General features: G+C 67.2%; 22 protein-coding genes, 1 tRNA gene and 1 pseudogene. 10 read left to right on the plus strand and 14 right to left on the minus strand.

The genetic code is table 11. The features are described from left to right. Positions 1 to 77 precede the first annotated feature (77 nt). A complete protein-coding gene (locus ACIBQ8_RS39020) occupies positions 78 to 806 on the plus strand; it encodes a YafY family protein (RefSeq protein WP_352357678.1) in 729 nt (242 codons plus the stop codon). A gap of 73 nt (positions 807 to 879) precedes the next feature. Next, a complete protein-coding gene (locus ACIBQ8_RS39025; protein WP_397178011.1) occupies positions 880 to 1,242 on the plus strand; it encodes a VOC family protein in 363 nt (120 codons plus the stop codon). A gap of 196 nt (positions 1,243 to 1,438) precedes the next feature. On the opposite strand, the gene ACIBQ8_RS39030 is transcribed toward ACIBQ8_RS39025, so the two are convergent. The 3 genes from ACIBQ8_RS39030 to aceE all read right to left on the minus strand — a co-directional run bounded on the left by ACIBQ8_RS39030 (position 1,439) and on the right by aceE (position 6,769). Continuing rightward, positions 1,439 to 2,185, minus strand: coding sequence for a maleylpyruvate isomerase family mycothiol-dependent enzyme (locus ACIBQ8_RS39030; protein WP_397178010.1), 747 nt, complete (start codon positions 2,183 to 2,185; stop codon positions 1,439 to 1,441). Positions 2,186 to 2,195: 10 nt separating this feature from the next. Beyond that, on the minus strand, positions 2,196 to 3,695 hold the full coding sequence (locus ACIBQ8_RS39035) for an alpha/beta hydrolase (RefSeq protein ID WP_397178009.1): 1,500 nt from the start codon (positions 3,693 to 3,695) through the stop codon (positions 2,196 to 2,198). A 275-nt stretch (positions 3,696 to 3,970) separates the two neighbouring features. After that, positions 3,971 to 6,769: a pyruvate dehydrogenase (acetyl-transferring), homodimeric type gene (gene aceE / locus ACIBQ8_RS39040; protein WP_397194558.1), complete on the minus strand. Its 2,799-nt coding sequence runs from the start codon at positions 6,767 to 6,769 to the stop codon at positions 3,971 to 3,973. A gap of 866 nt (positions 6,770 to 7,635) precedes the next feature. On the opposite strand from aceE, the gene ACIBQ8_RS39045 reads away from it, so the two are divergent. The 7 genes from ACIBQ8_RS39045 (at position 7,636) to ACIBQ8_RS39075 (ending at position 11,007) form a co-directional block, all read left to right on the plus strand. After that, a complete protein-coding gene (locus tag ACIBQ8_RS39045; protein ID WP_397194559.1) occupies positions 7,636 to 7,980 on the plus strand; it encodes a DUF1918 domain-containing protein in 345 nt (114 codons plus the stop codon). Between the two features lie 9 nt (positions 7,981 to 7,989). Beyond that, positions 7,990 to 8,397: a secondary thiamine-phosphate synthase enzyme YjbQ gene (locus ACIBQ8_RS39050; protein WP_397194560.1), complete on the plus strand. Its 408-nt coding sequence runs from the start codon at positions 7,990 to 7,992 to the stop codon at positions 8,395 to 8,397. A 118-nt stretch (positions 8,398 to 8,515) separates the two neighbouring features. Continuing rightward, positions 8,516 to 8,944, plus strand: a complete 429-nt coding sequence (locus ACIBQ8_RS39055; protein ID WP_352321051.1) for a DUF3052 domain-containing protein — start codon at positions 8,516 to 8,518, stop codon at positions 8,942 to 8,944. A gap of 30 nt (positions 8,945 to 8,974) precedes the next feature. Continuing rightward, the gene (locus tag ACIBQ8_RS39060; protein WP_397178004.1) at positions 8,975 to 9,436 is read left to right on the plus strand and encodes a peroxiredoxin; all 462 of its coding nucleotides are present in this window, start codon (positions 8,975 to 8,977) and stop codon (positions 9,434 to 9,436) included. A 14-nt stretch (positions 9,437 to 9,450) separates the two neighbouring features. Further along, positions 9,451 to 9,780, plus strand: a complete 330-nt coding sequence (locus tag ACIBQ8_RS39065) for a hypothetical protein (protein ID WP_352321053.1) — start codon at positions 9,451 to 9,453, stop codon at positions 9,778 to 9,780. Positions 9,781 to 9,973: 193 nt separating this feature from the next. Continuing rightward, the gene (locus ACIBQ8_RS39070; protein ID WP_397178003.1) at positions 9,974 to 10,915 is read left to right on the plus strand and encodes an ROK family protein; all 942 of its coding nucleotides are present in this window, start codon (positions 9,974 to 9,976) and stop codon (positions 10,913 to 10,915) included. 17 nt (positions 10,916 to 10,932) lie between these two features. Then, positions 10,933 to 11,007, plus strand: a tRNA-Val gene (locus ACIBQ8_RS39075). 57 nt (positions 11,008 to 11,064) lie between these two features. Here the strand turns inward: ACIBQ8_RS39075 and ACIBQ8_RS39080 are convergent. The 9 genes from ACIBQ8_RS39080 to ACIBQ8_RS39120 form a co-directional block, all read right to left on the minus strand. Next, positions 11,065 to 12,189: a tyrosine-type recombinase/integrase gene (locus tag ACIBQ8_RS39080; RefSeq protein WP_397194561.1), complete on the minus strand. Its 1,125-nt coding sequence runs from the start codon at positions 12,187 to 12,189 to the stop codon at positions 11,065 to 11,067. Continuing rightward, a complete protein-coding gene (locus ACIBQ8_RS39085) occupies positions 12,189 to 13,799 on the minus strand; it encodes a replication initiator (RefSeq protein ID WP_397194562.1) in 1,611 nt (536 codons plus the stop codon). The genes ACIBQ8_RS39080 and ACIBQ8_RS39085 overlap by 1 nt, the downstream gene beginning before the upstream one ends. Then, positions 13,796 to 13,951 (minus strand): hypothetical protein, encoded by a 156-nt coding sequence (locus ACIBQ8_RS39090; RefSeq protein WP_397194563.1) that lies wholly within the window; start codon positions 13,949 to 13,951, stop codon positions 13,796 to 13,798. The genes ACIBQ8_RS39085 and ACIBQ8_RS39090 overlap by 4 nt, the downstream gene beginning before the upstream one ends. Continuing rightward, positions 13,948 to 15,366, minus strand: coding sequence for an FtsK/SpoIIIE domain-containing protein (locus ACIBQ8_RS39095; RefSeq protein WP_397194564.1), 1,419 nt, complete (start codon positions 15,364 to 15,366; stop codon positions 13,948 to 13,950). The genes ACIBQ8_RS39090 and ACIBQ8_RS39095 overlap by 4 nt, the downstream gene beginning before the upstream one ends. Before the next feature lie 84 nt (positions 15,367 to 15,450). After that, complete coding sequence (locus ACIBQ8_RS39100; protein WP_397194565.1) at positions 15,451 to 15,768, minus strand: hypothetical protein; 318 nt, start codon at positions 15,766 to 15,768, stop codon at positions 15,451 to 15,453. Beyond that, positions 15,765 to 16,031, minus strand: a complete 267-nt coding sequence (locus tag ACIBQ8_RS39105; RefSeq protein ID WP_397194566.1) for a hypothetical protein — start codon at positions 16,029 to 16,031, stop codon at positions 15,765 to 15,767. The genes ACIBQ8_RS39100 and ACIBQ8_RS39105 overlap by 4 nt, the downstream gene beginning before the upstream one ends. Further along, positions 16,031 to 16,456 carry a plasmid replication, integration and excision activator gene (locus tag ACIBQ8_RS39110; protein ID WP_397194567.1) on the minus strand — a complete coding sequence of 142 codons (426 nt, stop codon included), beginning with the start codon at positions 16,454 to 16,456 and terminating at the stop codon, positions 16,031 to 16,033. The genes ACIBQ8_RS39105 and ACIBQ8_RS39110 overlap by 1 nt, the downstream gene beginning before the upstream one ends. A gap of 565 nt (positions 16,457 to 17,021) precedes the next feature. Continuing rightward, positions 17,022 to 17,714, minus strand: coding sequence for a GntR family transcriptional regulator (locus ACIBQ8_RS39115; RefSeq protein WP_397194568.1), 693 nt, complete (start codon positions 17,712 to 17,714; stop codon positions 17,022 to 17,024). A 288-nt stretch (positions 17,715 to 18,002) separates the two neighbouring features. Next, positions 18,003 to 18,287: a hypothetical protein gene (locus ACIBQ8_RS39120; RefSeq protein WP_397194569.1), complete on the minus strand. Its 285-nt coding sequence runs from the start codon at positions 18,285 to 18,287 to the stop codon at positions 18,003 to 18,005. 346 nt (positions 18,288 to 18,633) lie between these two features. Here ACIBQ8_RS39120 and ACIBQ8_RS39125 point away from each other — a divergent pair, with 346 nt between their 5' ends. Further along, entirely contained in the window at positions 18,634 to 19,923 is a 1,290-nt protein-coding gene (locus tag ACIBQ8_RS39125) for a hypothetical protein (RefSeq protein ID WP_397194570.1), read from the plus strand. A 45-nt stretch (positions 19,924 to 19,968) separates the two neighbouring features. Here the strand turns inward: ACIBQ8_RS39125 and ACIBQ8_RS39130 are convergent, their stop codons facing one another. Beyond that, positions 19,969 to 21,432, minus strand: coding sequence for a hypothetical protein (locus tag ACIBQ8_RS39130; protein WP_397194571.1), 1,464 nt, complete (start codon positions 21,430 to 21,432; stop codon positions 19,969 to 19,971). Positions 21,433 to 22,255: 823 nt separating this feature from the next. Then, positions 22,256 to 22,855: pseudogene (locus ACIBQ8_RS39135) on the minus strand (tyrosine-type recombinase/integrase); the annotation flags it as partial. Positions 22,856 to 22,980: the final 125 nt, after the last annotated feature.

The raw sequence follows: 22,980 nt of genomic DNA on the forward strand, positions 1-22,980 counted from the left end.
GGCCGGGCGGTTAGCCCCCTCTTGCGGGGGCCGCGCGGGGCCGGTGATTGTCGGTGGCGGCGCGTAGCGTTCCGGCTGTGAACCGTACCGACCGGCTCTATGCGCTCGTCGAGGACCTGCGCGCCATCGCGCCACGCTGCCGCTCCGCCCGCGAGCTCGCCGAGAGGTTCGAGGTCAGCGTGCGCACCATCGAGCGTGACATCACCGCGTTGCAGGGGTCCGGGGTGCCGATCTACGCCGAGCCCGGTCGCAGGGGCGGCTACGCCCTCGACAAGAAGATGTCGCTGCCCCCGCTCAACTTCACCCCGGCCGAGGCGGTGGCCATCGCGGTGGCCCTCAGCCAGGCCGGCGACCAGCCCTTCGGCCGCCAGGCCCGCAGCGCGTTACGCAAGGTGGTCTCGGCCATGCCGGGGCCCGAGGGCGATCTGGCCAGGGAGCTGGCGCGGCGGGTCCAGCTCGTCAGCGAGCCGCCCGAGCCAGGCTCCCCGAGCCGGCCGCTCGGCGCCGAGGGCATCTCCAGGGCCATCGAGGAGGCGCTGCTGCGGCGGCGCGTGCTCAGGCTCGACTACGCCGACGCCAAGGGCGCGCTCACCTCGCGCGACGTCGAGCCGGGCGTGTTCCTGGGCGGGCGCGGCGGTTTCTGGTACCTCGTGGCGTGGTGCCGGCTGCGCGAGGACGTCCGCGTCTTCCGGCTCGACCGCATCGCCGCGGCCGTCGTCACCGTCGAGCGCTGCCCCGAGCGGCCGCTCGAAGGGTTCGCCCCCGACGTGCCGGAGATGGTGGTCCGCGGAACCATGCTCGATTAATCATGCGAAAACACCGACATAGGGTTGTCGCCGTAGCGATACATCGTTGTCTTGTTCGAAAAATGAGGAGGCGATGATGGACAACACGGTGACCTGGTTCGAGATCTCGACCGACGACCCCGAAGGCGCCGAACGTTTCTACGGCGAGCTGTTCGGCTGGTCGTTCAGCCGCGACGACGACGGCCCGCTCGACTACCGCATGATCGGCTACCCGGGCGGCGAGCGGCCCGGCGGCGGCCTGTTCAACAACAAGGGCGACTTCCCCGCCCACGCGGTCTTCCACGTGCAGGTCGCCGACGTCGAGGCCGCGTGCGCCAAGAGCGAGTCGCTCGGCGGCAAGGTCGAGATGAAGGTCATCGACGACGGCGCCGGCACCGACTTCGCCTATCTGCGCGACGTCTCGGGGAGCCTGTTCGGAGTCTTCCACCGCAGGTGAGCCCTCCGGCGGCGTCCGCCGCCGGAGCTCGCGGGACGTCGCCGCGCTCGCGCCCCCGGGGAAGCACCTTCCCCGCCGAACCGGGGCCGCGCGAGGCGGGCCGTCCCGCAAGGGAGCGGTTCACCCGCCCTGGACACGCCGCCGATCGCCGAGCGGCGGCGCGTCCAGGGCCCCTTCCCCCGTCAGGGGGTCCGGTTCAGAAGGCGGCGGCCGCCAGCCAGCGGGTCAGCAGGTCGTGGTCGCCGAAGACGGCCGACGACCGCGGGGGCCGCCGGCCGTAGAGCATCAGGAGCAGTTCACTCGCCGGGCCGCGCACGGCGGCGTCGCCCTTGGTGTGGCCGCGTTCGCAGGTGACCGCCCCGTCGGCGCCCTGCGTGACGGTCCACTCGCCGTCGAGGTCGCTCGCGTGGAGGTGGATCCTGGCCCCTTCCGCGCCGAGCCCGGCCAGCGACCTGGTCACCCAGAACGCGTACGGCAGGTTGTGCAGGAACTCCTCGATGCCGTCCACGGCGGTCGCCGCCGGGATCTCCGGGTCGAGGCCGAGTGCGAGCTCGGCGTCGGCCCGGTGGATCACCAGCTCGAACAGCATCCTGGGCGCCCACCAGCCGGCCCGCCGGTCCGGGCCCCACGTCCACACCGGCAGGTCCGGGTCGGCGGTGCGCAGCACGTCCAGGAGGTCGGCGGCGCCCTCCATGAGCCAGGCGGCGTCGCCGTGCGCGCCCTCGGCCAGGCCGCTGGGCACCTCGCGCGACCAGACGCGCTCCTGGACCCGGTCGCGCAGCACGTACGCCGCCCAGCGATGGGTCCGGCCGACGTGCGTGAGGAGATCGCCGAACGTCCATCCCGGGCACGTCGGCACCGGGACGGACAGGTCGGTCGCCAGCGCCGCCAGCCGCGCGGCCTCGCCCTCGATCCGGGCGATGAAGGTGTCGTTGTCGGTCACCCGTCACACACTAGGCCGCCGGGCAGGTCGCGCCCTTGGGGGGCAGCTTGCCCTCCACCAGGTACGCGTCCACCAGCCCCTGCACGCACTTGCTGCCCGACAGGTACGCCCCGTGCCCCTCGCCCTCGTACGTCACCAGCCGCGCGGTCCTGAGCTGGGCCGTCAGCCGCGGCGCCCACTGGTACGGCGTGGCGGGGTCGCCCTTGCCGCCCACGACCAGGATCGGCGCCGACCCGGTGGCGTTGACGTGCCGCGCCTGGTTGCTGCCCTTGGCCGGCCACACCCGGCACAGCCCGCCCGAGCCCTCGCTGCCGAACAGCGGCGAGATCCGCAGCGCCGCCGCCTCGGTGCGCCGCAGCTCGGCCTCGCTGGGCCGCTCGGCGGTGTCCACGCAGGTGATGGCCGGGAAGCTGGTCATCTGCGTGGAGTAGGTGCCGTCCTCCGAGCGTCCGGTGTAGGAGTCGGCCAGGTACATCAGCGCCTCGCCGTGGCCCTTCAGCGCCTCGCCGAGCGCCTTCTCCAGGAACGGCCAGGTCAGCTCGGAGTACAGGGCGGCGGCCACGCCGGTGGAGGCCAGGCCCTGGGTGAGCTGCCGGCCGTCCACCTTCAGCGGCTTGGTGGTGAGCTGGTTCATCAGGTTCTCGACGTTGGCGTTCGCGGCGGTCACGTCCTTGCCGACCTCGCAGCCGCCCTTGACGCAGCTGCGCAGGAAGCTCTCGTAGGCCTGCTGGAAGCCGCGGGTCTGGGTCAGCGTGCGCTGCTCGAAGGTGACCGTCGGGTCGAGCGGCGCGTCGAGCAGCATGCGGCCCACGTTCTTGGGGAACTGGGTGGCGTAGACGGCGCCGAGCTGGGTGCCGTACGACATGCCGACGTAGTTAAGCTTGGGGTCGCCGACGGCGGCGCGGATGCGGTCCATGTCGCGGGCGGCGTTGACGGTGCCGACGTAGGGCAGGACCTTGCCGGAGTGCTGCTGGCAGAGCTGGGCGAACTCCTTGTTGGCGTCCAGGCTCTCCTGGTGGGTCTGCGCGTTGGTGGGCAGCGTGTCGAGGGAGACGAACCGGTCCATCTGCGCGCTGTCGCCGCAGCGTACGCCCGCGCTGCGCTCGACGCCGCGCGGGTCGAAGCTGACCAGGTCGTAGTGGGCGCGCAGTGAGGTGAGCGCCTTGGCGGCCTGGTCGAGGGTGTCCACGCCGGAGGCGCCCGGCCCGCCGAAGTTGAACACCATCGAGCCGAGCCGCTTCTTCGGATCGGTGGCCGCCAGCTTGATGAGCGCCAGCTCCAGCTTGTCGCCGTCGGGGCGGGAGTAGTCGAGGGGCACCGCCAGCTTCCCGCAGCGCACCGAGGCGTCCTGCTGTGCCGGTGGCTCGCCGTCCGGGCGCTTGATGTCGGTGCACGGCCCCCACGCGATCTTGTCGGTGTCGGCGGCGGGCCCGTCGGTGGCGGGCTCTGCGGGTGCACTCGCGCAGCCCGCGGCCGTTACGAGCAGGGCGGCGGCTAGGACGCGTCGCATACGAACATTCCCCTTCGTGTCTTCGGGGGAAGCAGTGCCCACGATACGGGACCCCGCGGCGAACCTGTGTGAGGCGGCCCTGTGTGAGGCAGTCCTGGGTGAGGCGGTCCTGGGTGAGGCGGTCCTGGGTGAGGCGGTCCTGGGTGAGGCGGTCCTGGGTGAGGCGGCACGTACCCCTCCTGGACGTGCCGCCTCATCCGTCAAACGGAGCGGAGGCCCGGACATGACGGCGCTCCCGCGAAATGTTCTTCGCGGGAGCGCGCCTTCCGGATGACTCAGACGCCCATCGACTGGGTGTCGTTGCTCTCCGCGCCGCCGGCTTCGGTGACGCCGTTCTTCAGGTGGTAGCGGGCGATGGCCTCGCGCAGCACCTCGCCGTCGAGCTCGCCCCGCTTGACCAGCCGGGTGAGCACGGCCAGCGTGATCGAGGCGGCGTCCACGTGGAAGTGGCGGCGCAGCGCCGAGCGGGTGTCGGACAGGCCGAACCCGTCGGTGCCCAGCGAGGACCAGTCACCCGGCACCCACTGCGCGATCTGGTCCTGGACCGCCTTCATGTAGTCGCTGACGCCCACGAACGGGCCGTCGGCCTGCGAGAGCACCTGCGTCACGTACGGGACGCGCTGCTCGGCGTCGGGGTTGAGCAGGTTGTGCTCCTCGCACGCCAGCGCGTCGCGCCGCAGCTCGGACCACGACGTCGCCGACCACACGTCGGCGGACACGCCCCACTCCTCGGCCAGCAGGCGCTGGGCCTCCATGGCCCACGGCCCCGCCACGCCCGAGGCCAGGATGTTGGCCTTCGGCCCCTGCGTCTGCGGGCCCTCGGCGAACTTGTACAGGCCCTTGAGCAGGCCCTCGACGTCGAGGTCGGCCGGCTGCGCGGGCTGCAGGTAGGGCTCGTTGTAGACGGTCAGGTAGTAGAAGACGTCCTCGGGCTGCTCGCCGTACATGCGGCGCAGGCCGTCCTTGACGATGTGGGCGACCTCGAAGGCCCAGGACGGGTCGTAGGAGACCGCGGCCGGGTTCGTCGAGGCGATGAGCGGCGTGTGGCCGTCTTCGTGCTGCAGGCCCTCGCCGTTGAGCGTGGTGCGGCCGGCGGTGGCGCCGAGCAGGAAGCCGCGGCCCATCTGGTCGCCCATCTGCCACATCTGGTCGCCGGTGCGCTGCCACCCGAACATCGAGTAGAAGATGTAGACCGGGATCATGTGCTCGCCGTGCGTGGCGTAGGAGGTGCCGGCCGCGATGGTCGAGGCCATCGAGCCCGACTCGCTGATGCCCTCGTGCAGGATCTGCCCCTGCACGGCCTCCTTGTACGACAGCAGCAGCTCCCTGTCGACCGCCTCGTACGTCTGCCCGTGAGGCGAGTAGATCTTGGCCGTCGGGAACATGGCGTCGAGACCGAACGTGCGGGCCTCGTCGGGGATGATCGGCACGAACCGGTGGCCGATCTCCTTGTCGCGCATGAGGTCCTTCAGCAGGCGCACGAACGCCATGGTCGTGGCGACCTGCTGCTTGCCCGAGCCCTTGCGGAACTGGCTGTAGACGTCGTCGCCGGGCAGCTTGACCGGCTTGGCGCGCATGACCCGCTTGGGCAGCACCCCGCCGAGCGCCGCGCGGCGCTCCTTCATGTACTGGATCTCGGGGTCGTGCTCGCCCGGGTGGAAGTACGGGGGCAGCTCGCCCTCCAGAGCCGAGTCCGGGATCGGCAGGTAGAGCCGGTCGCGGAACTCCTTCAGCTCGGCCTTGGTGAGCTTCTTCATCTGGTGGGTGGCGTTGCGCGCCTCGAAGTCCTTGCCCAGCGTCCAGCCCTTGATGGTCTGGGCGAGGATCACCGTCGGCTGGCCGACGTGCTCGCGGGCCGCCTTGAAGGCCGCGTAGACCTTGCGGTAGTCGTGGCCGCCGCGCGACAGCTTGCGGATGTCGTCGTCGGACAGGTGCTCGACCATCTTGCGCAGACGCGGGTCGCCGCCGAAGAAGTGGTCGCGAATGTAGCCGCCGGTCTCGACCGAGTAGGTCTGGAACTGGCCGTCGGGCGTGGTGTTCATCTGGTTGACCAGCACGCCGTCGACGTCGGCCGCGAGCAGCGGGTCCCAGTCGCGGCCCCACACGACCTTGATCACGTTCCAGCCGGCGCCGCGGAAGTACGACTCCAGCTCCTGGATGATCTTGCCGTTGCCGCGCACCGGGCCGTCGAGCCGCTGCAGGTTGCAGTTGATGACGAACGTGAGGTTGTCCAGCTCCTCGCGGGCGGCCAGGCCGATCGCGCCGAGCGACTCGGGCTCGTCCATCTCGCCGTCGCCGAGGAAGGCCCACACGTGGCTGCGCGAGGTGTCCTTGAGCTGGCGGTTGAGCAGGTAGCGGTTGAACCGCGCCTGGTAGATCGCGCCGATCGGGCCGAGGCCCATGGAGACCGTCGGGAACTCCCAGAAGTCGGGCATGAGCCGCGGGTGCGGGTAGGAGGGCAGGCCGCGGAAGCCGTGCGACAGCTCCTGCCGGAACGCGTCGAGCTGGGCCTCGTTGAGGCGGCCCTCCAGGAAGGCGCGGGCGTAGATGCCCGGCGCGGCGTGGCCCTGGAAGAACACCTGGTCGCCCGACTCGCCGTGGTCCTTGCCGCGGAAGAAGTGGTTGAAGCCCACCTCGTAGAGCGAGGCCGCCGAGGCGTAGGTGGCGATGTGGCCGCCCACGTTCGTACGGGCGTTGGCCCGCGACACCATGACCGCGGCGTTCCACCGGATGTAGGCGCGGATGCGCCGCTCGACGTGCTCGTCGCCCGGGAACCAGGGCTCGCGCTCCGGCGGGATCGTGTTGATGTAGTCGGTGCTGCGCAGGCCCGGCACGCCGACCTGGTGCTCGCGGGCCCGTTCCAGCATGCGGAGCATGAGGTAGCGGGCTCTGGTGCGGCCTTCGGTCTTGACGACATTGTCGAGAGACTCGAGCCACTCGTTGGTCTCACTGGGGTCGACATCAGGCAGCTGGCTGGGTAGGCCGTCGCTGATGATCGAGAATCGCTGGCGTCCGGAAGCCACTGGGTCTCGCCTTCCGAGAATGACTGAAGTCTGGTCTGGGTCGCCTTCCATCCTGGTCGCTAGTCGTAGAAAACGCATCTCTACTGACGGGTAACCAGAGCGTCCCTGCTGGCAGGGCCATGTTGGTGGCCTAGACCACCGATGGTAGGACGAATCGCCACCAAAGGTTACATCGGTGGAGCAATTTAACAAGACTAGAAAACGGACGAAATTTCCCCCCAATCCTAGGGGGCTGGCCCGGTGGGTCGGCCTCCGCCCTCAACCCTCCCCCGAACCGGGCGCTCCTCACCCGTTCCCGTGCGTTCCCCGTCCGTGTCTCGGCCGTTCCCCGTCCGCGCCTCGGCCGTGCCTCGTCCGGATGGGGCGGGCGCGCCGCGCCGCGCCGCGCCGCGCCGCGCGAGTCTAGCCACCGTCTTTGCGGTGGCGCCGGGCGGGGCGGCGGTCCCCGGCGGGAGTGTCGAGGCGCACACCTCTTCTCTTTACTTCTGTACGCGCTCCGGAACGGCCTCGCGGGGCCACCGCCCTCCGGGGTTGTCCGGCGGGAGTGCATCCGAGACCCGGCCGCCGCCATTACAGACCGCACGCTCACACACCTGAGGCGCTCGCACCCCCCGAGGCCCGCCCGCGCCCGGTCGGGCCGCCCGCGCCCGGTCGGCGCACGCGGAGTCGGACCCCGCCGGTCGGCCCCGCTCGAAGCCGCGTCTCCGTCTCCGTGGGGGTCTCTCTCCTTGTGTCTCTTGTCAGCGCTGGCCCTTCCCCGCCCATCCGACCGGGGCCTCCGCTGCCTCCGCTCGGTGCACAAACGGCTCTCGGCCGGGCCGCTGCCGAAATGAGGCCATATCGGAACCATCAGGCGACAGAGCCGGACGCGACCCCGCCGTCCCGGCTCTGACCAGCCCTTATGTCGTGGTGGTCAGGTGATCCGACGAGCACAGCCGGGTCGCGGCGGCCGAAACCGCGCACATGTGCCGCGTAACATTTCGGTCATCATTTCCGGCCCCTATGAAGACCCGGCAAAAAATCGCCATCCCCGGGATCCGCTCTTTTCCTCGGCCGTCCGCCGTACCAATGTGGAAGGTATGAATGCGACGGCAGGAGACCGGCTCCTGATGCACGGCAACACCGTCGGCGAAAGGGACCGGAGCGGCGTCATCACCGAGGTCCACGGCACGGACGGCGGGCCTCCGTACATGGTGCGGTTCGACGACGGCCACACCGGGCTGGTCTTTCCCGGCCCTGATGCGGTCGTTGTGCCTCAGTAGGATTTCCCTGTGAGATCAGAAATCATCTCCGTGGCCACGGGTTCACGCGAGACCGTGCACGACATCACCGCTGAATGCGCTGAATTCGTGCGCGCGCAGGGAGAAGACGGCCTGTTGCACGTTTTCGTGCCGCACGCGACCGCGGGCGTGGCGCTGCTGGAGCTCGGCTCCGGCAGCGACGACGACCTGATCGCCGCGCTGCGTGACCTGCTCCCGGCCGACGACCGCTGGCGTCATGCCCACGGTTCGCGCGGTCACGGCAGGTCACACGTCATGCCCGCGCTGATCCCGCCGTACGCCACGATCCCCGTGCTGGGCGGGAGAATGGCGTTGGGCACATGGCAGTCCGTCGCGCTGGTCGACCTCAATGTCGACAACACGCAACGCCAGGTTCGCCTGTCGTTTTTGTCAGATTGATTCTGGCCGACTACGGCCGTACCCGTGGCGACCGTTGACGACTGAGGGTCACAGCGTGTGGACTGTGCCGAAGCGATAAACCGCATAGAGCGGGGCCACTCAAGCAGGAGGGATAAACGTGAGCGCGACCGCGGGTCAGGCGCAGGGCGAGCGCGGCCTGGCCGAACGACTCGGCCTCAAGCCGGGTCAGGTGGTGCAGGAGATCGGTTGGGACGAGGACGTCGACGACGAGCTTCGCGACTCCATCGAGGACCTGACCGGCAACGAGCTGCTGGACGAGGAGAGTGACGACGTCGTCGACGTTGTGCTGCTGTGGTGGCGCGACGGCGACGGGGACCTCTTCGACGCCCTCAGCGACGCCATGCGAGCACTCGCCGAAGCCGGCCAGATCTGGCTGCTGACTCCCAAGGCCGGGCGCGATGGCCACGTGGAGCCGAGCGACATCGGGGAGGATGCCGCTACCGCGGGTCTCTCGCAGACCAGCAGCATCTCAGCCGCACCCGACTGGTCCGGGACCAGGCTCGTCGCCCCGAAGGGCCGACGTTAGGAAACTTCCGAGGCCGGCCGATACGGCAGGATGGTGGCTGTGAACGCACATCCTGCCGAGGTCGGCGCACTGGCTCCGGATTTCGAGCTGCAGGACCAGCACGGCGCCCCGGTGAGACTGTCCATGTTCCGGGGCGAGAAGGTCGTGCTGGTCTTCTATCCGCTTGCCTTCAGCGGGATCTGCGAGGGCGAGCTCACCGCGCTGCGCGACCAGCCTCTCGACGCGCGGGTGCTCGCCGTGTCGGTCGACTCCGTGTTCGCCTTGCGTGCCTGGTCCGACCGGGAAGGTTACGGATTCGCCCTACTCTCCGATTTCTGGCCACATGGACAGGTCGCCCAGGCGTACGGTGTGTTCGATGATGCGAAGGGGCTCGCGCGTCGGGGGACCTTCATCATCGACGGCGAGGGCGTGATCCGGTGGTCGGTGATCAGTCCGATCTCCTCGGCACGTGACGTCGCCGACTACGTCAAGGCACTCGCCGACATTTCCTGACCTCGGAGGGAACGATGCCCTGCTACCGATGCGGGGCCCGGCAGACCGACCCGGTCCGTGGCGCCAGCCCGTGGCAGCGCGGGGTGCGCAACGAGTCCCAGGTGCTGATCTGCCCGGACTGTCAACGGCTGCACGACCTCGATCTCGACTCCTGCGCCACCTGCGGGTCCACCGCGCTCATCTGCCGGTTGGGGGAGATCGAGTGCCGCGGCTGCGGCGCCGTCCGGCAGGCCCGGGCGCCGAAGGGGTTCGAGGAGCAGGGAGCGTACGTGGGGTCGGGGGCTCCGCCCGGGTTGTCGGCGGAGGTCGAGGCGGCGCTGAACCGGGTGCTGGGCAGGGCCTGACCGCCCGGACCGACCTTGAGCCCGAACTCCCGGCGGTGTGCGGCTTCGTGGCGGTGTGCGGCTGATCGCCAGTTCAGGGCCCGGGTGTCGTCGGCCCGGATCGCGGCGCGGCGCCCTCCTCCCACCTGAGGGATTCTCAAGCGCCTTTTCAGACATTTGCTGACCTGCGCTATCGTCTCCTTTCGTGTCCGCTATGAGTTCGTTCGTCGTCGCGCTCGACGTCGGTGGCACGTCCATGAAGGGCGGCCTGGTCAGCGAGTCCGGTGAGGTGCTGCTGAGCGAGCGGCGCCACACTCCTCGCGCGGAGGGCCCTGAGGCGGTCGTGTCCGCCATTTCAGACTTCATCAGCCACCTGGCCTCCTCCGGCGACGGCGAACCCGCAGGCGTCGGTCTGGCCGTCCCCGGGCTGGTGTCCGAGAACGCGGCTCTCTATGCGGCGAACCTCGGCTGGCGTGACGTCCCCGCCTCGAACTTCACCACTCTGGACATCCCCGTCATGCTGGGCCACGACGTCCGCACGGGCGGTCTGGCCGAGAGCATCCTCGGCGCCGGAAGAGGCGTCTCCGACTTCCTCTTCCTCCCCATCGGCACCGGCATCGCCGGAGCCTCGATCATCAACGGCGACCCGTACGGCGGCTCCTCCGGCTGGGCCGGCGAGATCGGCCACACCCCCGTCTTCCCCGACGGCGAACAGTGCGCGTGCGGCCAGTTCGGCTGCCTGGAGACGTACGCCTCGGCGGCCTCGGTCGGCCGCCGCTACAGCCTGCGCGCGGGCGTGGAGGGCGTACGCGCCGAGCAGGTGGTCGCCTCCGACGACCCCATCGCCATCGAGGTGTGGGACGAGGCCGTGGAGGCCCTGTCGCTCGCCCTGGCGACGTACACGCTGCTGCTGGACCCGTCGGTGATCGTCCTCGGCGGCGGCCTGGCCGAGGCCGGTCCCGCCCTGTTCGATCCTGTACGTACCCGCCTGGTCAAGCGCCTGGCCTTCCGCGACGCGCCTCCGCTCGTCCCGGCCGCGCTGGGCGTCGACGCCGGCATGCTGGGCGCCGCCCTGCTGGGCTGGCGAGCCGCCGGCCGCCCCGAACTGGGCCCCGGCTGGACGGTGAATGTGCGATCGGCCCCTCTGGTGTCGTAAGGTTAGTGCCGATCAGGGGGCGGTTAGCTCAGCGGTAGAGCACTCGCCTTACAAGCGAGGGGTCACTGGTTCGAACCCAGTACCGCCCACCAGCGAGAAGAGCCCCGTTTCCGATCATGGAAACGGGGCTTCGTGCCATTAGCGTGCCACTAGCCGGTGCGAGGGCTCTTTTCGATCTTCGCGTTCATGGCATCGGCGATCTTGCGGTCGGCCTCCGCCGTGCTGTGCTGGTAGATCAGTGCGGCTCGGACGGAGTCGTGTCCCATGCGCTGCATGAGATCTTTGAGGCTCGCGCCGGAGCTGGCGGCGATCGTGTTTCCGGTGTGCCGAAGATCGTGGAAGTGCAGGCCAGGGAAGCCGATCTTCCTGGTGTTCGCGTCCCACTTGGCCGCCCGGCGGAAGTTGCTGCGCCGGAGGATGCCGCCTCGTGCCCCGGTGAAGATCAGCGCGTCTGTTTCCGTGTCCGTGAACTCGTCGAGATGTTCGCGGAGCACAGGGATGATCGCTTCCGGGATGGCGATCGTACGGACGCCCGCGCGGGACTTGGGCGGGCCGACGAGGAGTTCGCCGGTGTCGAGTTCGACGTGCTGTTGCCGAACGCTGACGGTCTGGGCGTTCAGGTCCAGGTCCATTCGCCGGAGTGCCGCTACCTCGCCCCAGCGCAGGCTGGCGAAGGTGGCGAGGAGGACCAGGGCGCGCAGGCGGGTCGGCATCAGATCAGCCAGCTCGAACACCTTCGCCACGGTGAGGATGGGCCGCTCTTCGGGCTTCTCCTCGCCGGCACCACGGATGCGGCACGGGTTGCGCGGAATGATCTGATCGTCCGCCGCCGTCATGAGAACGGCCCGCAGGAAGCGATACGCCTTGGCCACCTCGGACTGGCCGACACCGCTGCCGAGCAACAGGACGCGCCATTCCCGGATGGTGGCCGTGTCCACCTTGCCCACGGACACGCCGCCCAGGTGGGGGAGGATGTAGCGCTTGAGCAGTCCCTTGTAGATCTCGACCGTGCGGGGCCGCAGGTTCGTCCGTTCGTTGATCCACTTGTCCGCGTAGCCGCCGAGCTTGATCTTGGCCCGCTGTGGGTCCGTCCATTCGCCCGTGGTCAGCTTGGCCTCGATCAGCGCGAGTGCCTTGTCCGCGTCGCGTTCGCGGGCATAGGTGGTCTCTCCCATGCGGATCTTGCCGTCCGGACCCGGATAGCGGATCTGGAACCTTCCGGAAGGGAGCTGGCGGATGCTGCCGAAGCGCCGCTTGCCTGGCTTGTTCGCCATCACGCCGCCCCTCTCAGGTCCGTTGCCGAAAGATCTTGTCCGGCCGCTCTGGCTTCCAGCTCACGGAGGTGAGCTCGCCAGCGTTGGCGTTCGGCCACGGTGCGCAGGAGCCGGACGGCGAGTGGTGGCACGTTGGCGTCTCCGGCGGGGAGGGGGCGCCAGACGTAGCGGTGTGGGTCGGGCCTCTCGTTGGTCTGGCCGAGGGCTTCCAAGACCCAGGTGCGGCGGTCCTGCTTGTGTTCGGCGAGGGTCTTGTTGCTCCACTTGCGGGAGACGAGGACGCGGCGTCCGGCGTAGCCGAGGTGTTCGGGCTTATGGGCCTTGCTGCGGCAACGGCCGGGGAGCATGCCGGGTTTGGCGTTCTTGGGTTGGATGCCGTAGCAGAGCCAGTTCGGGCAGGTGGGTGAGCAGGGTTCGTAGCGGAGGGCGTCCAGCATGCGGGTGGCGTGCTGTTGCTGGGCCTGGCCGCCGTCGAGGGCGTCGCCGATGGACTTGGTGAGGTACTTGGACAGGTACCGGATGCACTGGTCGGCGTCCGGGGTGCCGGCGAGCACGCCTTGGACGTCTACTTGGTCGCCGAAGCGGATGACGTGGAGGGGATCGGCGTCGTCGTCGAGCGCGTCGAGGGCTTCGTCCCAGGTGGGCAGGACTTCGCCGGTGGCCGGGTTGAGGTAGCCGGCCCCTTCGTACCAGATGGGCAGGTGGTCGCCGTCGAAGATGACTTCGTCAGCTTGGGGCCACCAGACCTGGTGGTAGGTGGCGGCGACTATCTGCTTGATCTCGGCGCGTGGGAGCGTTCCACGAATGGCCATGTGCAGGTGCGGGGCGAGCCGCTTCTGAGGCTCCACAGAGGCGAAGTACTGCACGTCGTAGCCCGCGACGCGGCGCAGATTCTGCACGAAGCGATCGACGAGCTTGGAGAAGTGCAGGGCGTCCCGTGCGGCACGGCGGTAGTCGTAGGTGTCGGGGTCGATGGGGGCGCCGTCGCGGACCTTGCCGTACGAGGGCAAGGTGAGCGTGACGAACAGGGACGGGCGGTAGGTCTTGCCGTCTGTGCCTTGGAAGGTGCGTCCAAGGGAGGTGTTGGTCATCTTGCGCTTGGGCAGGTCGGGCGCGTCCTGGCGGCGCTTGGTGGAGCGGGAGCGCTTGGTGGTCGTATGGTCGAGGATGTTGCCGCGCATGCCTGCGGCGTTGATCTCCTCGTCCAGGCCGGTGATGATCGCGTCGAGTTCGGTGGTGTCGTCGCCGGCCTTTTCAGCGGCGTCGCGCTGGGCTTGGTAGTCGGCGCGGAACTCCACCAGCCAGCGCTGTTCTTCGTTTGGGGCGTCGGGTGTGATGGCGGGTTCGGTGTCGAGGTGCCAGCCTTCGCGGCACTGGGCCTTGCGGAGCTGCTTGTTGCGCTTGGCGCAGGGCGGGCACTTGCTGTCGAGGGTGGCGCCGCACGGTACGTCGATGATCTCGGACTTGCCGGTGATGGTGTCGAGGCGCTTGAGCGGGATGGGGCGGATGCAGACGCCGTGTTGCTTGGCGACTTCTACGAGTACGTCGCGGGCCATCGGCATGGCCTGGCGGATGGCTCGGGGGAGTGCGCGGTCGTGCGCATGGGTCATGCGGTCCTCCCTTCGTCGGGGTCGGTGGCGGTGAGCGCGCTCTGGCCGCACTCGGTGCACTCGACCAGGGCGCGGACCGGGTCGAGGCGGAGAACGTTCAGGGTGAGGCAGGTGGCGCAGCGGAGGCCGTCAAGCAGGTGAGTGAGAGTCATGCGGCCTGCCGGTAGTAGGCGACCATGTCGCGGATGTCGGCGTCGGAGACGTAGGCGGCGCGGACTCGGATCGGTTCGGGTGAGGTCTCCAGTCGCATGTAGGCGACGCCAGCCCCTTGTTCGGGGATGGGTGAGATGTGGTCGGCGAGTGCGCCCCGGTCGCGTGCGCCGTCGCCGAGGACCATGTCCACCTGTTCGGATTCGTCGAGGCGGAGGGCGATCTTGTCTGGGAAGAGGTTGCGGATGTTCATGACTTCCTTGCGCGGGTCCTGGAGTGCGGCCATGACGCCGACGCCGACCGAGCGCCCTTGGGTCGCCAGGGTGGCCAGCGCGGCCGAGATGCGTTGCCGGAGTTGCTTGTCGGGCTGGTAGGCGGTCAGGAACGCGACCTCGTCGACGAGCACCAGGACGAATGGGTCCTCGACGGTCGGGACGTGGGACCGCTGGAGCCCGGCGAAGCGGGCCGCGCGCTTCTGCATGACGCTGACGACCTCGTCCAGCAGGTCGGCGCAGTCGGACGGGTCGGCGGCGTACCGGCCTTGGAACAGCTCCCGGCCGAAGGACAGCTCCATCAGCTTGGGATCCAGCGCCCACACTTCGGCCAGGCCCGCCCGCATCGCGGGGAGCAAGCCGCGGATCGTGTCCCACAGGAAGGAGCCCTTGCCGGCCCCGGTCGCGCCCGCGACAAGGACGTGGGTTCCGTGGACCTTGAGCCGGAGCGGCCGGCCGTCCTCCTGCTTGCCGATCTCGACCGGCCCGACCGATGGTTCGTCCGGGATGGGAAGGGCGGGCATGGGCGCGGCCAGTGGATCGCTGCGCGGGAACGTCAGGAGCAGTCGGCCGCCCTTGACGAGCGCGACCCGGCACGAGGTGGTGCCGAAGCCATGGGCGAGGTTGTCGGTGCGGTCGGACCAGTCCTTGACCGCCTGACCGGAGAGCATCCCGACGATGACGCGGTCGGCCCAGCCGTCGCAGGTGACGTGCATGAGGCGCGGCATGTAGACGCGTCCATTGACGCGCCTGGCCAGGCCGGAGACGTCCATGACGGGCTGCCAGTGTCGGCGGTAGACCGATATCAGCCGCCACCAGGCCAGCAGGCGGAACCCGACGAGGCGGGAGAAGGAGTCGGGCTCGGTGAAGGCCCAGGAGAGCAGGGACAGGACGACGAAGCCGAGCATGGATGCCGTGGCGGGCCAGCCGTACCAGTACCAGGCGAGCCCCAAGGTGACCGGTACAGCGACGGCGACCGGATGCCGCCACGTCGTGCGGACGAGGGCGGACAGGAAGCGCCAGATGTAGACGAGGAAGGTGACGATGGCGGGTGTCTTGAGTACGGCCGGTCGGAAGACGACGGCCGTGTCGGGCGTGGTGGAGACGAGGTTGCGCGCCTCGTCGCCAGGCAGCCGCTTGAACATAAGCTGGGTACCTCTCGTGATGTGGAGTCAGGGGAGAACCGAGGGGCCGCCAGAAGTTGCCGCTTCCAGCGGCCCCGCCTCATGTCAGGTCGCCGGGTCGGTGGCGTCCTGGTCGTTGGCCGTTTGTTCGGCGTGCAACTGCTCGCAGTCGGCCAGGTAGCGGGCAGCGGCGGTGAAGATTTCGCGGGCGGTGGCCAGGTCGGCATCGGTGACCGGCCCGGCTCCGCTCGTGGAGATGTGTACGTTCGCCTCGGACGAGGTGAACTCCAGGTACGGGCGCGGGCTTTCGAGCAGCAGTCCGGCACTGGCCCGGAGGCCCGGCGTGTAGAAGGAGACCCGGACGTGCGGCTCGGAGTCGGGCCGGATGGACAGGGTGACGTAGGTGTAGGGGCGGAGAGTCATGCCGCGACCCCTTCTCCGTCCGGCAGGCCGTAGAAGCTGCGCTCCAGCGAGCGGACGAAGCGGTGAGCCGCGTGGGCGAGCTGGCGGGCGAACTCCAGGTCCTCCGCCGTCACGGGTCCGTTGGTGGTGACCAGGACGGAGGTGGCGCCGAAGTCGAGCGCCAGGACGGGCTCACGGTGGGCGAACGGGTGGTTCATGGTGCGGGCGGCGTGCCCGGTGGTCAGCCGGATCACGCTGTTGCGCGGGGTACGACGTCGGGTCATCAGGCGGCGTCCTTTCCGGCCGAAGCCTTGCTCTGGGCGGGCTGGTTGAGATGGCGAGGTGCGTGCATCTCGCGGACCTTGATCGAGTAGGCGAGACGTCCGGCGGCGTTGACGTATGGCGTGACGGACATACCGTCGAACTCGACCGGCGTGAACGGCAGCCCCGGCATCGGCTGCGGGGGCACCGGCTGAACCGGCGCGAGGATCTTGACCGCGACCGTCTTCTGGGCGGGCTTGAGGGTCGGGTCACCGTCCATGACCGCGACCTGCCAGACCAGCTCTGCGGTCTGCTTGTCGCGGGCCTGCACGAACCGGCCGCCGGAGGAGGCGTCGAAGTCCTTGACGGGCTCGACCTCGCCGACGATGTAGCAGCCGTGCGGGAAGACCATGGCGAAGGTGACGGGGATGGGGCCTTGCAGAGCCATGACAGCTTTCCTCTCTTGACTGACAGGCACTTAACCTATCAAGTTGATGTCCCGAGATTACGCAGCGCAAACTTGCTAGGTCAAGTGCCTAAGAGAAATTTCGGCGCGGAATCGTGAATCCTCTGTGCTTTATTCACAGCAAATCGGACGAAATAGTCGCAATTGTGGAGACTGTAGAAACGGAGCCGGGTGTCATCAGCGGGACCGCCCTCGGGCTGTTAGTGCTCATCTGGGTTTTCGGGGCGCCGCTCTGCTTCATACAGGCGCTTGGGGCCGGCCTGGCGCATCCCGAAGTCGATCAGGCAAGCGTGAGCGGATGGCTGACCGCAGCCGCATGGATCTTCGCTGGGTCCCCGGTTCTCGCCACAGGAATCTGCCTGTTCACTGACAGGCGCGTCGGCGCATGCATCTTCGGCGTCGTCGCAGCGGCATGCGTGATCTTCGTCCTAGGATCCGTACAGGCCCATCAGGCGAAGCTGAACCCCCTACCGTCTCCCTCGCCGTCCATCCATTGCATTGAGCACAGCGGTGGAGGCAATGAATGCCCAGGCGGGTAGGCGTCGCCTCAGGCGATCGGGTAGGCGTCTTCCAGCTCGTGCCGGTCGGCGGGAAGCAAGACTTCCACGACGGTGAGGGGCCGGCCGGAGGCGTCTCGTACCGCGCCGAAGACGGCCAGGAGTGGTTGGTTCTTCGGCATCGCGAGTTGCTTGGACTCGTCGGCCGAGGGCATGCGGGCGGTGATCTGCTCCACGATGTGATCGAAGCGGACACCCTTGCGCGCCTGGAGGTGTTCCCGGAAGCCCTGTCTCAGGGGTTCCCCGCTGGTGAGATCCGTTCCTTCGGAGAGCTCCAACGGCAGCCAGAGCGACACCAGCTCGGTCGGTTCGCCATCACGCGTGATCAGCCGCCGCCGTACGAACGCCTTGCTCTTGGGCTGGAGAGCGAGCAGGGAGCTGATCCGATTGGGGGTGGTCACCGCGCCCACCTCGACGACCTCGCCCGTGGCGTCGGTCTCCGGCTTGGTCAGATACGCCTGCCCTGGCCGCTTCTGCTCGACGGAGGCCATCGCCGGTCGGCCGCGTACGAAGCGGCCCTTGCCCTGCTGGGACTCGATCCACCCCTGCTCACGCAGCACGCGCAGGGCGGCGACAACGGTGGGACGGGAGACGCCGAACTCTTGGATGAGCTGGTTCTCGCTGGGGAGCAGTGTGCCCGGCGGGTAGTCTCCCGCCTCGATGCGCCTCTGGAGAGTCTGCACAAGCTGCGCATACTTAGGCGGTACGGACTCTAGCGACATCATGACCGTCCAACAGCCGACAGGTTGTTTTACCAAGTTTGAGCGTATCCGGCTTGCCGCCGGCTGTCCACGTGGTTCGCCGAAGCGGGAGCCGTACATGAAAGAGCCGGCAGGCAGCGCAGTGGCCGGGCTGGGAAGGGTGCCGCGGGGGACGCCACTGCAACTGCCTGCCGGGGGAGGCACGGCGAGACCGGATGATGACCCTCACCCCCTCCGGAAGGGGTCACGTCTGCCTCGCCGTGCCCGTCATCACCTGGCGACGTACTCAGCCAGGACGTTCGCCGCGCCCTCCGGGTCGCTGGTCGGGTGCCGCTTCTCGGCGCTCTGCCAGGAGTAGTAGGCGCCGCCGTACCCGACGAACACCCACACCGGCAGCCCTCCCGCCGGCCTGTGCACCAGAAGCACGCTGTTGTTGTCGCGCAGTTCGGCATTCACGCCAAGGCCCGTGAGACGGTCACGCAGCCGGACGAGCATGATGCCCTCGTCCTGGCCTTGCGTGAAGCCCGTGTCCACCGCCTGAATGATCGAGTTCATTTCACGCTCCCTTCGGCCCGGCCGCTTCCGAGGCAGTCGAGACACTCCCGCTCCTCACTCAAGGTCTGATCTCCGTCGTCGTCGCCGATGAGGAGCGCACGGCGTGAGTCACGCAGCTTGATCCCGCGTCCCCGGCAGGCGGGGCAGCACGACGTCTTGCTTGTCTCGTCTGGCCGGGTCACCGTCGCCATCTCCTTGTTCATCCGGCGTTCCCTGTGGCGGGAGGCCGCGTGACGTACCGTGGTTGCTTGATGACAAGTCCACCGTCAACCGCGTTTCTGCAGGACCCCTGAACGGCCCCCCTTGTTCCCCCTTTCGAGCCCCCAGCCGGGAGGAAGACCCGCAGATGCCCGACTACATCCCGAACGTGCGCCTTCGCGCCTGGCGCAACGAAAAGCACCTTTCCCGCGCCCAGATGGCCGACCAGATCAACGCCACCCCCATCGGCATCGCCGAACGACTAACCTGCGACGAGGAACGCGTCCGACGCTGGGAGGCCGGCGAAGTCCGATGGCCCCGCACGCCGTACCGGCTCGCCCTGACGCAACTGACTGGCCTGGAACCAGAGGCACTTGGGTTCTTCCAGGGAAGGCAGAACGACAGCCGCCTCATCGAGGCTCGCGTCATCCCAGCCGACGCGCTACGAGCCGAAGCCGATCTCTACGGGACGATGGAACTCGCCCAACAACTCCAGGCATCCGACGTGGGAACCGGCACCCTGGAAGCTCTCGCCGAGGCCGTCGATCTGTTGTGCCGCGCCTATCCCGTCGTGCCCGCAAGCACGCTCAGGGATCGCACCCAGAAGCGCTTGGCGCAGATCAACCGCCTACTTGCCGGACGCCTCACCTTGAACCAGCATCGCGAACTGCTCGTGATCACCGGATGGCTTACCGCCCTGTTGGGCTGTGTCCACTACGACCTGGGGGAGAGGGAAGAGGCTGAGACCGCCCGACGCGCCGCGTTCGAGATGGGCCGCCAGGTCGGACACGGCGAACTCATGGGCTGGGCACACGAGATGTCCGCCTGGTTCGCCCTGGTCGAAGGCCGCTACGAAGACGTCGTCACCAGCGCCCGAATGGGCCAGGCCGTCGCCGGCACCAGCAGCGCAATGGTGCAACTCACCTTGCAAGAGGCGCGCGGCCTGGCTCGAATCGGAGACCGCCGCGAAGCTGACCGCGCTCTGACTCGCGGAGCTGAAATCCTCAGCAGTCTGCCCATGCCCGATCACCCAGACCATCACTTCGTTTTCGACCACGCCAAGTGGGTCTTCTACGCCGCCACCTGTTACACCTGGCTCGCCGACGACGATCGCGCCGAAGAACACGCGCGCGAAACCATCCAGATGCACTCTCGCCCGGACGGCACCAGCAACGCTCCCATGCGCGTCGCAGATGCCCATATTGATCTTGGCATAATCCACGCTCGACGTGGCGACCTTGACGCAGCGGTAGAGCAGGGCATGACGGCCTTCGACATCGACCGCCGATCCCTCAGCGACCTCGTTAACCGCGCTGGGGATCTCGACCGAGTTCTGCGACAGCGCTACCGGCGAGAAGCGCTTGCCTCGGAATTCCACGAACGCTTTGTGACTGCACGGCACGCCCTCGCGAGCCGTCGCCCAGAGCTTCTTGATTAATAGACTTGTCGATGAAATGAGTGCTGTCAGCTTCTCATATCGATATCAAGTATGTAGTTCGTCGAAGCGTTTCTTCAGGAGAGGATAATCGTCGGCCGCCACCCCAGGTGGCACCTCTGGCGAGAGAGCCTTGATTAGGTCTTGGACTAGTACCTGTAAATCCAAATCGTCAAGGACCAAGACGTTGCCGCGGTGGTCAAGAGCAGTATCCCGACATCGTTTGAGGAAAAGGTTCTTATTCTTAAAGGATCGGCACGCCAAAATGCCCACGTTGCCTCGCAGTGGGGAAAATCGAGATGAGAGTTGGTCGAGTTCGGGATTTCCTACTTCTTGGCCGTAATTTTTACATTCAACAAAAATATACTTGCAAGGTACCATGTGACGAATCAGCCATGCAAAAAAGCCGCTCGTTGCGGTGTTTGTATATTGAATATCGATACGCTTTCGGCCTTCGTGAATCTTAAATTCTGGCTCTGGTTGACTGAGAGATGGATAAAAAACGGCAGAAAAAAGATCCTTGATGGCATGGTGATATGTGTCCGCATGCTCTGGGCCTACCGGGATATCCAATACTGTCTGAAGGATTTTGTTGAAATCGGGTCGCGCCGTCTGTGTTAGACGGCTAATTTCGGCATGCCCTAGAGGGCGCGATGGGAGATCTTTCTTGCGCGCCTTATACTCCTGAAAAGCGTCTGCGCGAGGAATGCTTAGGTCGATAATAGATTCCTTCGAATTGCCGTATTCCTTTTCGATGTCCAACTTAGTTACGCGGCGCTCTCCATTCTTCAGTATCTGTACAAGTTTACTATTCGGCTTGTCGAGTTCTTCTCTCTGCAGTTTCGGGGTCAAGTAGTTCTTGTAGTATTCCTTTAGCGAAAGATGCATGCCGTGGCGTGCCAGAACTTTCGGAATAAGGAGGAGCTTTCCGGATGCGGTCACAACCGGTAGATCCACAAAATCCTCCTCCCAATCTAGGCGGTGTGGATCCCAGACGGGCCCGCTGGGCACGGAAGTGACAGGAATCCCATACTGGCGAGCGACGCCTTGAGTGTATCGGATGAGCATTCCTCGGATGATGTTTGTGGTGATGTCGGAGATTATGTCATTGCCGATTCCCTCAATGAACAGCTCGGTATCCTCAAGGTCCGAAAGTAGACCCGTTTGGGCAGCCCTGCTGGCGCGCAGCTTATCTGCTAGCTGGTTGCCAAGATGGGATCCTAGCCCTCTGCCCCGCGACTTTCCCTTGGAGAAACCGAGGTGTGTTTCATTCGGCTCGCCGAGACGACTTAGGAGATATCGGAGTCGTTTATCATCTTCCATTTTTACGGCGTCGAGAACACTGTCGAAGAAGGTGGTAAGCAGACGCTCGCACTCCCGCCCCCAATCGCCGGGCAGTGTACGGATAGCTCCCGGGTCGAGGTATATGGGCGTATCGTCAGTTACATGCACATCGATAAAATCTAGAACCGGCTGATCTGCGTTGAGGGAGAAATACTCAGAAACTCGCACGTACACCTCGACACGGCCCGAAGCTTGATACACGGCTTACGCAGAGTACATCGATGACGGCCCTCGGCCAATAGCAGAAAGATGTTGGTAGATCGCCACAACTGTCGGCCTAGGACGTCAAGGTCTTTGCAGCTACACTGCCGGATTGCTCTCATAAGGATCAAGGTGGCGGCGCGGCGCGCCGCCGTACCCTCGGCCCTCCGCCCGCCCGCCGTCCGGGCGTGCGGCCTGGGGGCCGGTCCCGGACGGCGGCGGGACACCGGGCCGGCCGCCGTACGCCCCTCCCACCGCACGGACCGAACGCTCCGTTGGGGGTTGCCGCGCCGCCGCACAAATGCAGCCCTACGATCGCCACGGCATGGTTGGTCGCCGTTCGTGGCTAGGGGCGATCGAAGGTCCAGGGCTTCGTTCCTCAGCCCTGGCCCACTGAGCAAGGTGGCTGATCACCGGGCTTGGTTCTGGCGCCGTTGGTGCTGCCCTCAGTGACCGCAACACGCACCACAGGACAACGTGTACGTGCGTACGCGTGCGTGCCATACCCGTGCCATTCAGTGATCTGAGAGCGATGGGAAAGCGCTGGTTAGGCGCCATGGACGCAGGCCCGAGGGGCATGATCGCCGTGCCATTAGCGTGCCATTAGCTGTGATCGGACGGCTACGGGTAGGTGGGGAGGCGCGTTGAGCTGCTCCAGGTCGGGACTACCGCTGAGCCAATCTTGGCTCCTTACAAGCGAGGGGTCACTGGTTCGAACCCAGTACCGCCCACCAGCGAAAATATACAATCTCTGATCTTGAAAACGGCGTCTGAGTGACTAAGTGAGGGACTAAGTCCCGAAGATCTTGTCCATCGCCGCAGCTCCCTGCATGATCACGGGCCGCATTTGATGCCGGTAGACGGTCTCGGTGACCACCGTGTTGGAGTGCCCGACGAGGCGCGAGATGTCCTCGATGGGGACGCCGGAGTCTGACAGCACGGACACGAAGCTGTGCCGTAGCTCGCGAGGCGACCACTCCCGCCCGGTGAGCCCTGTCGCCTCCACGACCTTCCGGAAATCGCGTCGTACGTTGTGCGCCGTGACGGGGGTGCCCGTGCGTGTGCAGTACACGAGGTCCGTGTCCTTCCACCGGTCGCCGGCCTTCTCCTGCGCGACGTCCTGGGCTTCTCTGAGCAGGCGTAGCGCCTCCACGCAACGCCGGGGGAGTTTGAGTGATCGCCGAGACGTGACGGTCTTGGTGTCACCTTTCCGCCGTACGGATCGCCAGACGTAGACCGCGAAGTCGTCGTGCTCCCAGCCGGTCTGGGGCACCGGCAGCCAGGATGCACGGGCCTCGTCGTACGCCACGACGTGCGACCAGAGAAGTGCCCTCAGCTCTTCGGTGCGAGCGCCGATCAGCAGGGAGAGGACGATGTAGGCCCGCATGCGCGCGCCACCCTGTTCGGGCCGACGACAATTTGTCTAGTCCCATGAGATGCCTGACGTTTCTGTCCCAGGACATAGGCGACAGGTGATCTAGGAAACATGGTCGACCTTGCGGGGCCGATGCACTT

This window comes from Nonomuraea sp. NPDC049646, from assembly GCF_044465525.1.
In the GTDB taxonomy this organism is placed as follows: Bacteria; Actinomycetota; Actinomycetes; order Streptosporangiales; family Streptosporangiaceae; genus Nonomuraea.

Bases quoted from the DNA above. Each gene is read 5' to 3' on its own strand.
- ACIBQ8_RS39035 (WP_397178009.1), bottom strand. From the start codon at position 3,695: ATGCGACGCGTCCTAGCCGCCGCCCTGCTCGTAACGGCCGCGGGCTGC.
- ACIBQ8_RS39060 (WP_397178004.1), top strand. From the start codon at position 8,975: ATGGTGGCTGTGAACGCACATCCTGCCGAGGTCGGCGCACTGGCTCCG.
- ACIBQ8_RS39105 (WP_397194566.1), bottom strand. From the start codon at position 16,031: ATGACCCGACGTCGTACCCCGCGCAACAGCGTGATCCGGCTGACCACC.
- ACIBQ8_RS39095 (WP_397194564.1), bottom strand. From the start codon at position 15,366: ATGTTCAAGCGGCTGCCTGGCGACGAGGCGCGCAACCTCGTCTCCACC.
- aceE (WP_397194558.1), bottom strand. From the start codon at position 6,769: ATGGAAGGCGACCCAGACCAGACTTCAGTCATTCTCGGAAGGCGAGAC.
- ACIBQ8_RS39110 (WP_397194567.1), bottom strand. From the start codon at position 16,456: ATGGCTCTGCAAGGCCCCATCCCCGTCACCTTCGCCATGGTCTTCCCG.
- ACIBQ8_RS39125 (WP_397194570.1), top strand. From the start codon at position 18,634: ATGCCCGACTACATCCCGAACGTGCGCCTTCGCGCCTGGCGCAACGAA.
- ACIBQ8_RS39025 (WP_397178011.1), top strand. From the start codon at position 880: ATGATGGACAACACGGTGACCTGGTTCGAGATCTCGACCGACGACCCC.
- ACIBQ8_RS39065 (WP_352321053.1), top strand. From the start codon at position 9,451: ATGCCCTGCTACCGATGCGGGGCCCGGCAGACCGACCCGGTCCGTGGC.
- ACIBQ8_RS39070 (WP_397178003.1), top strand. From the start codon at position 9,974: ATGAGTTCGTTCGTCGTCGCGCTCGACGTCGGTGGCACGTCCATGAAG.
- ACIBQ8_RS39090 (WP_397194563.1), bottom strand. From the start codon at position 13,951: ATGACTCTCACTCACCTGCTTGACGGCCTCCGCTGCGCCACCTGCCTC.
- ACIBQ8_RS39085 (WP_397194562.1), bottom strand. From the start codon at position 13,799: ATGACCCATGCGCACGACCGCGCACTCCCCCGAGCCATCCGCCAGGCC.
- ACIBQ8_RS39080 (WP_397194561.1), bottom strand. From the start codon at position 12,189: ATGGCGAACAAGCCAGGCAAGCGGCGCTTCGGCAGCATCCGCCAGCTC.
- ACIBQ8_RS39120 (WP_397194569.1), bottom strand. From the start codon at position 18,287: ATGAACTCGATCATTCAGGCGGTGGACACGGGCTTCACGCAAGGCCAG.
- ACIBQ8_RS39100 (WP_397194565.1), bottom strand. From the start codon at position 15,768: ATGACTCTCCGCCCCTACACCTACGTCACCCTGTCCATCCGGCCCGAC.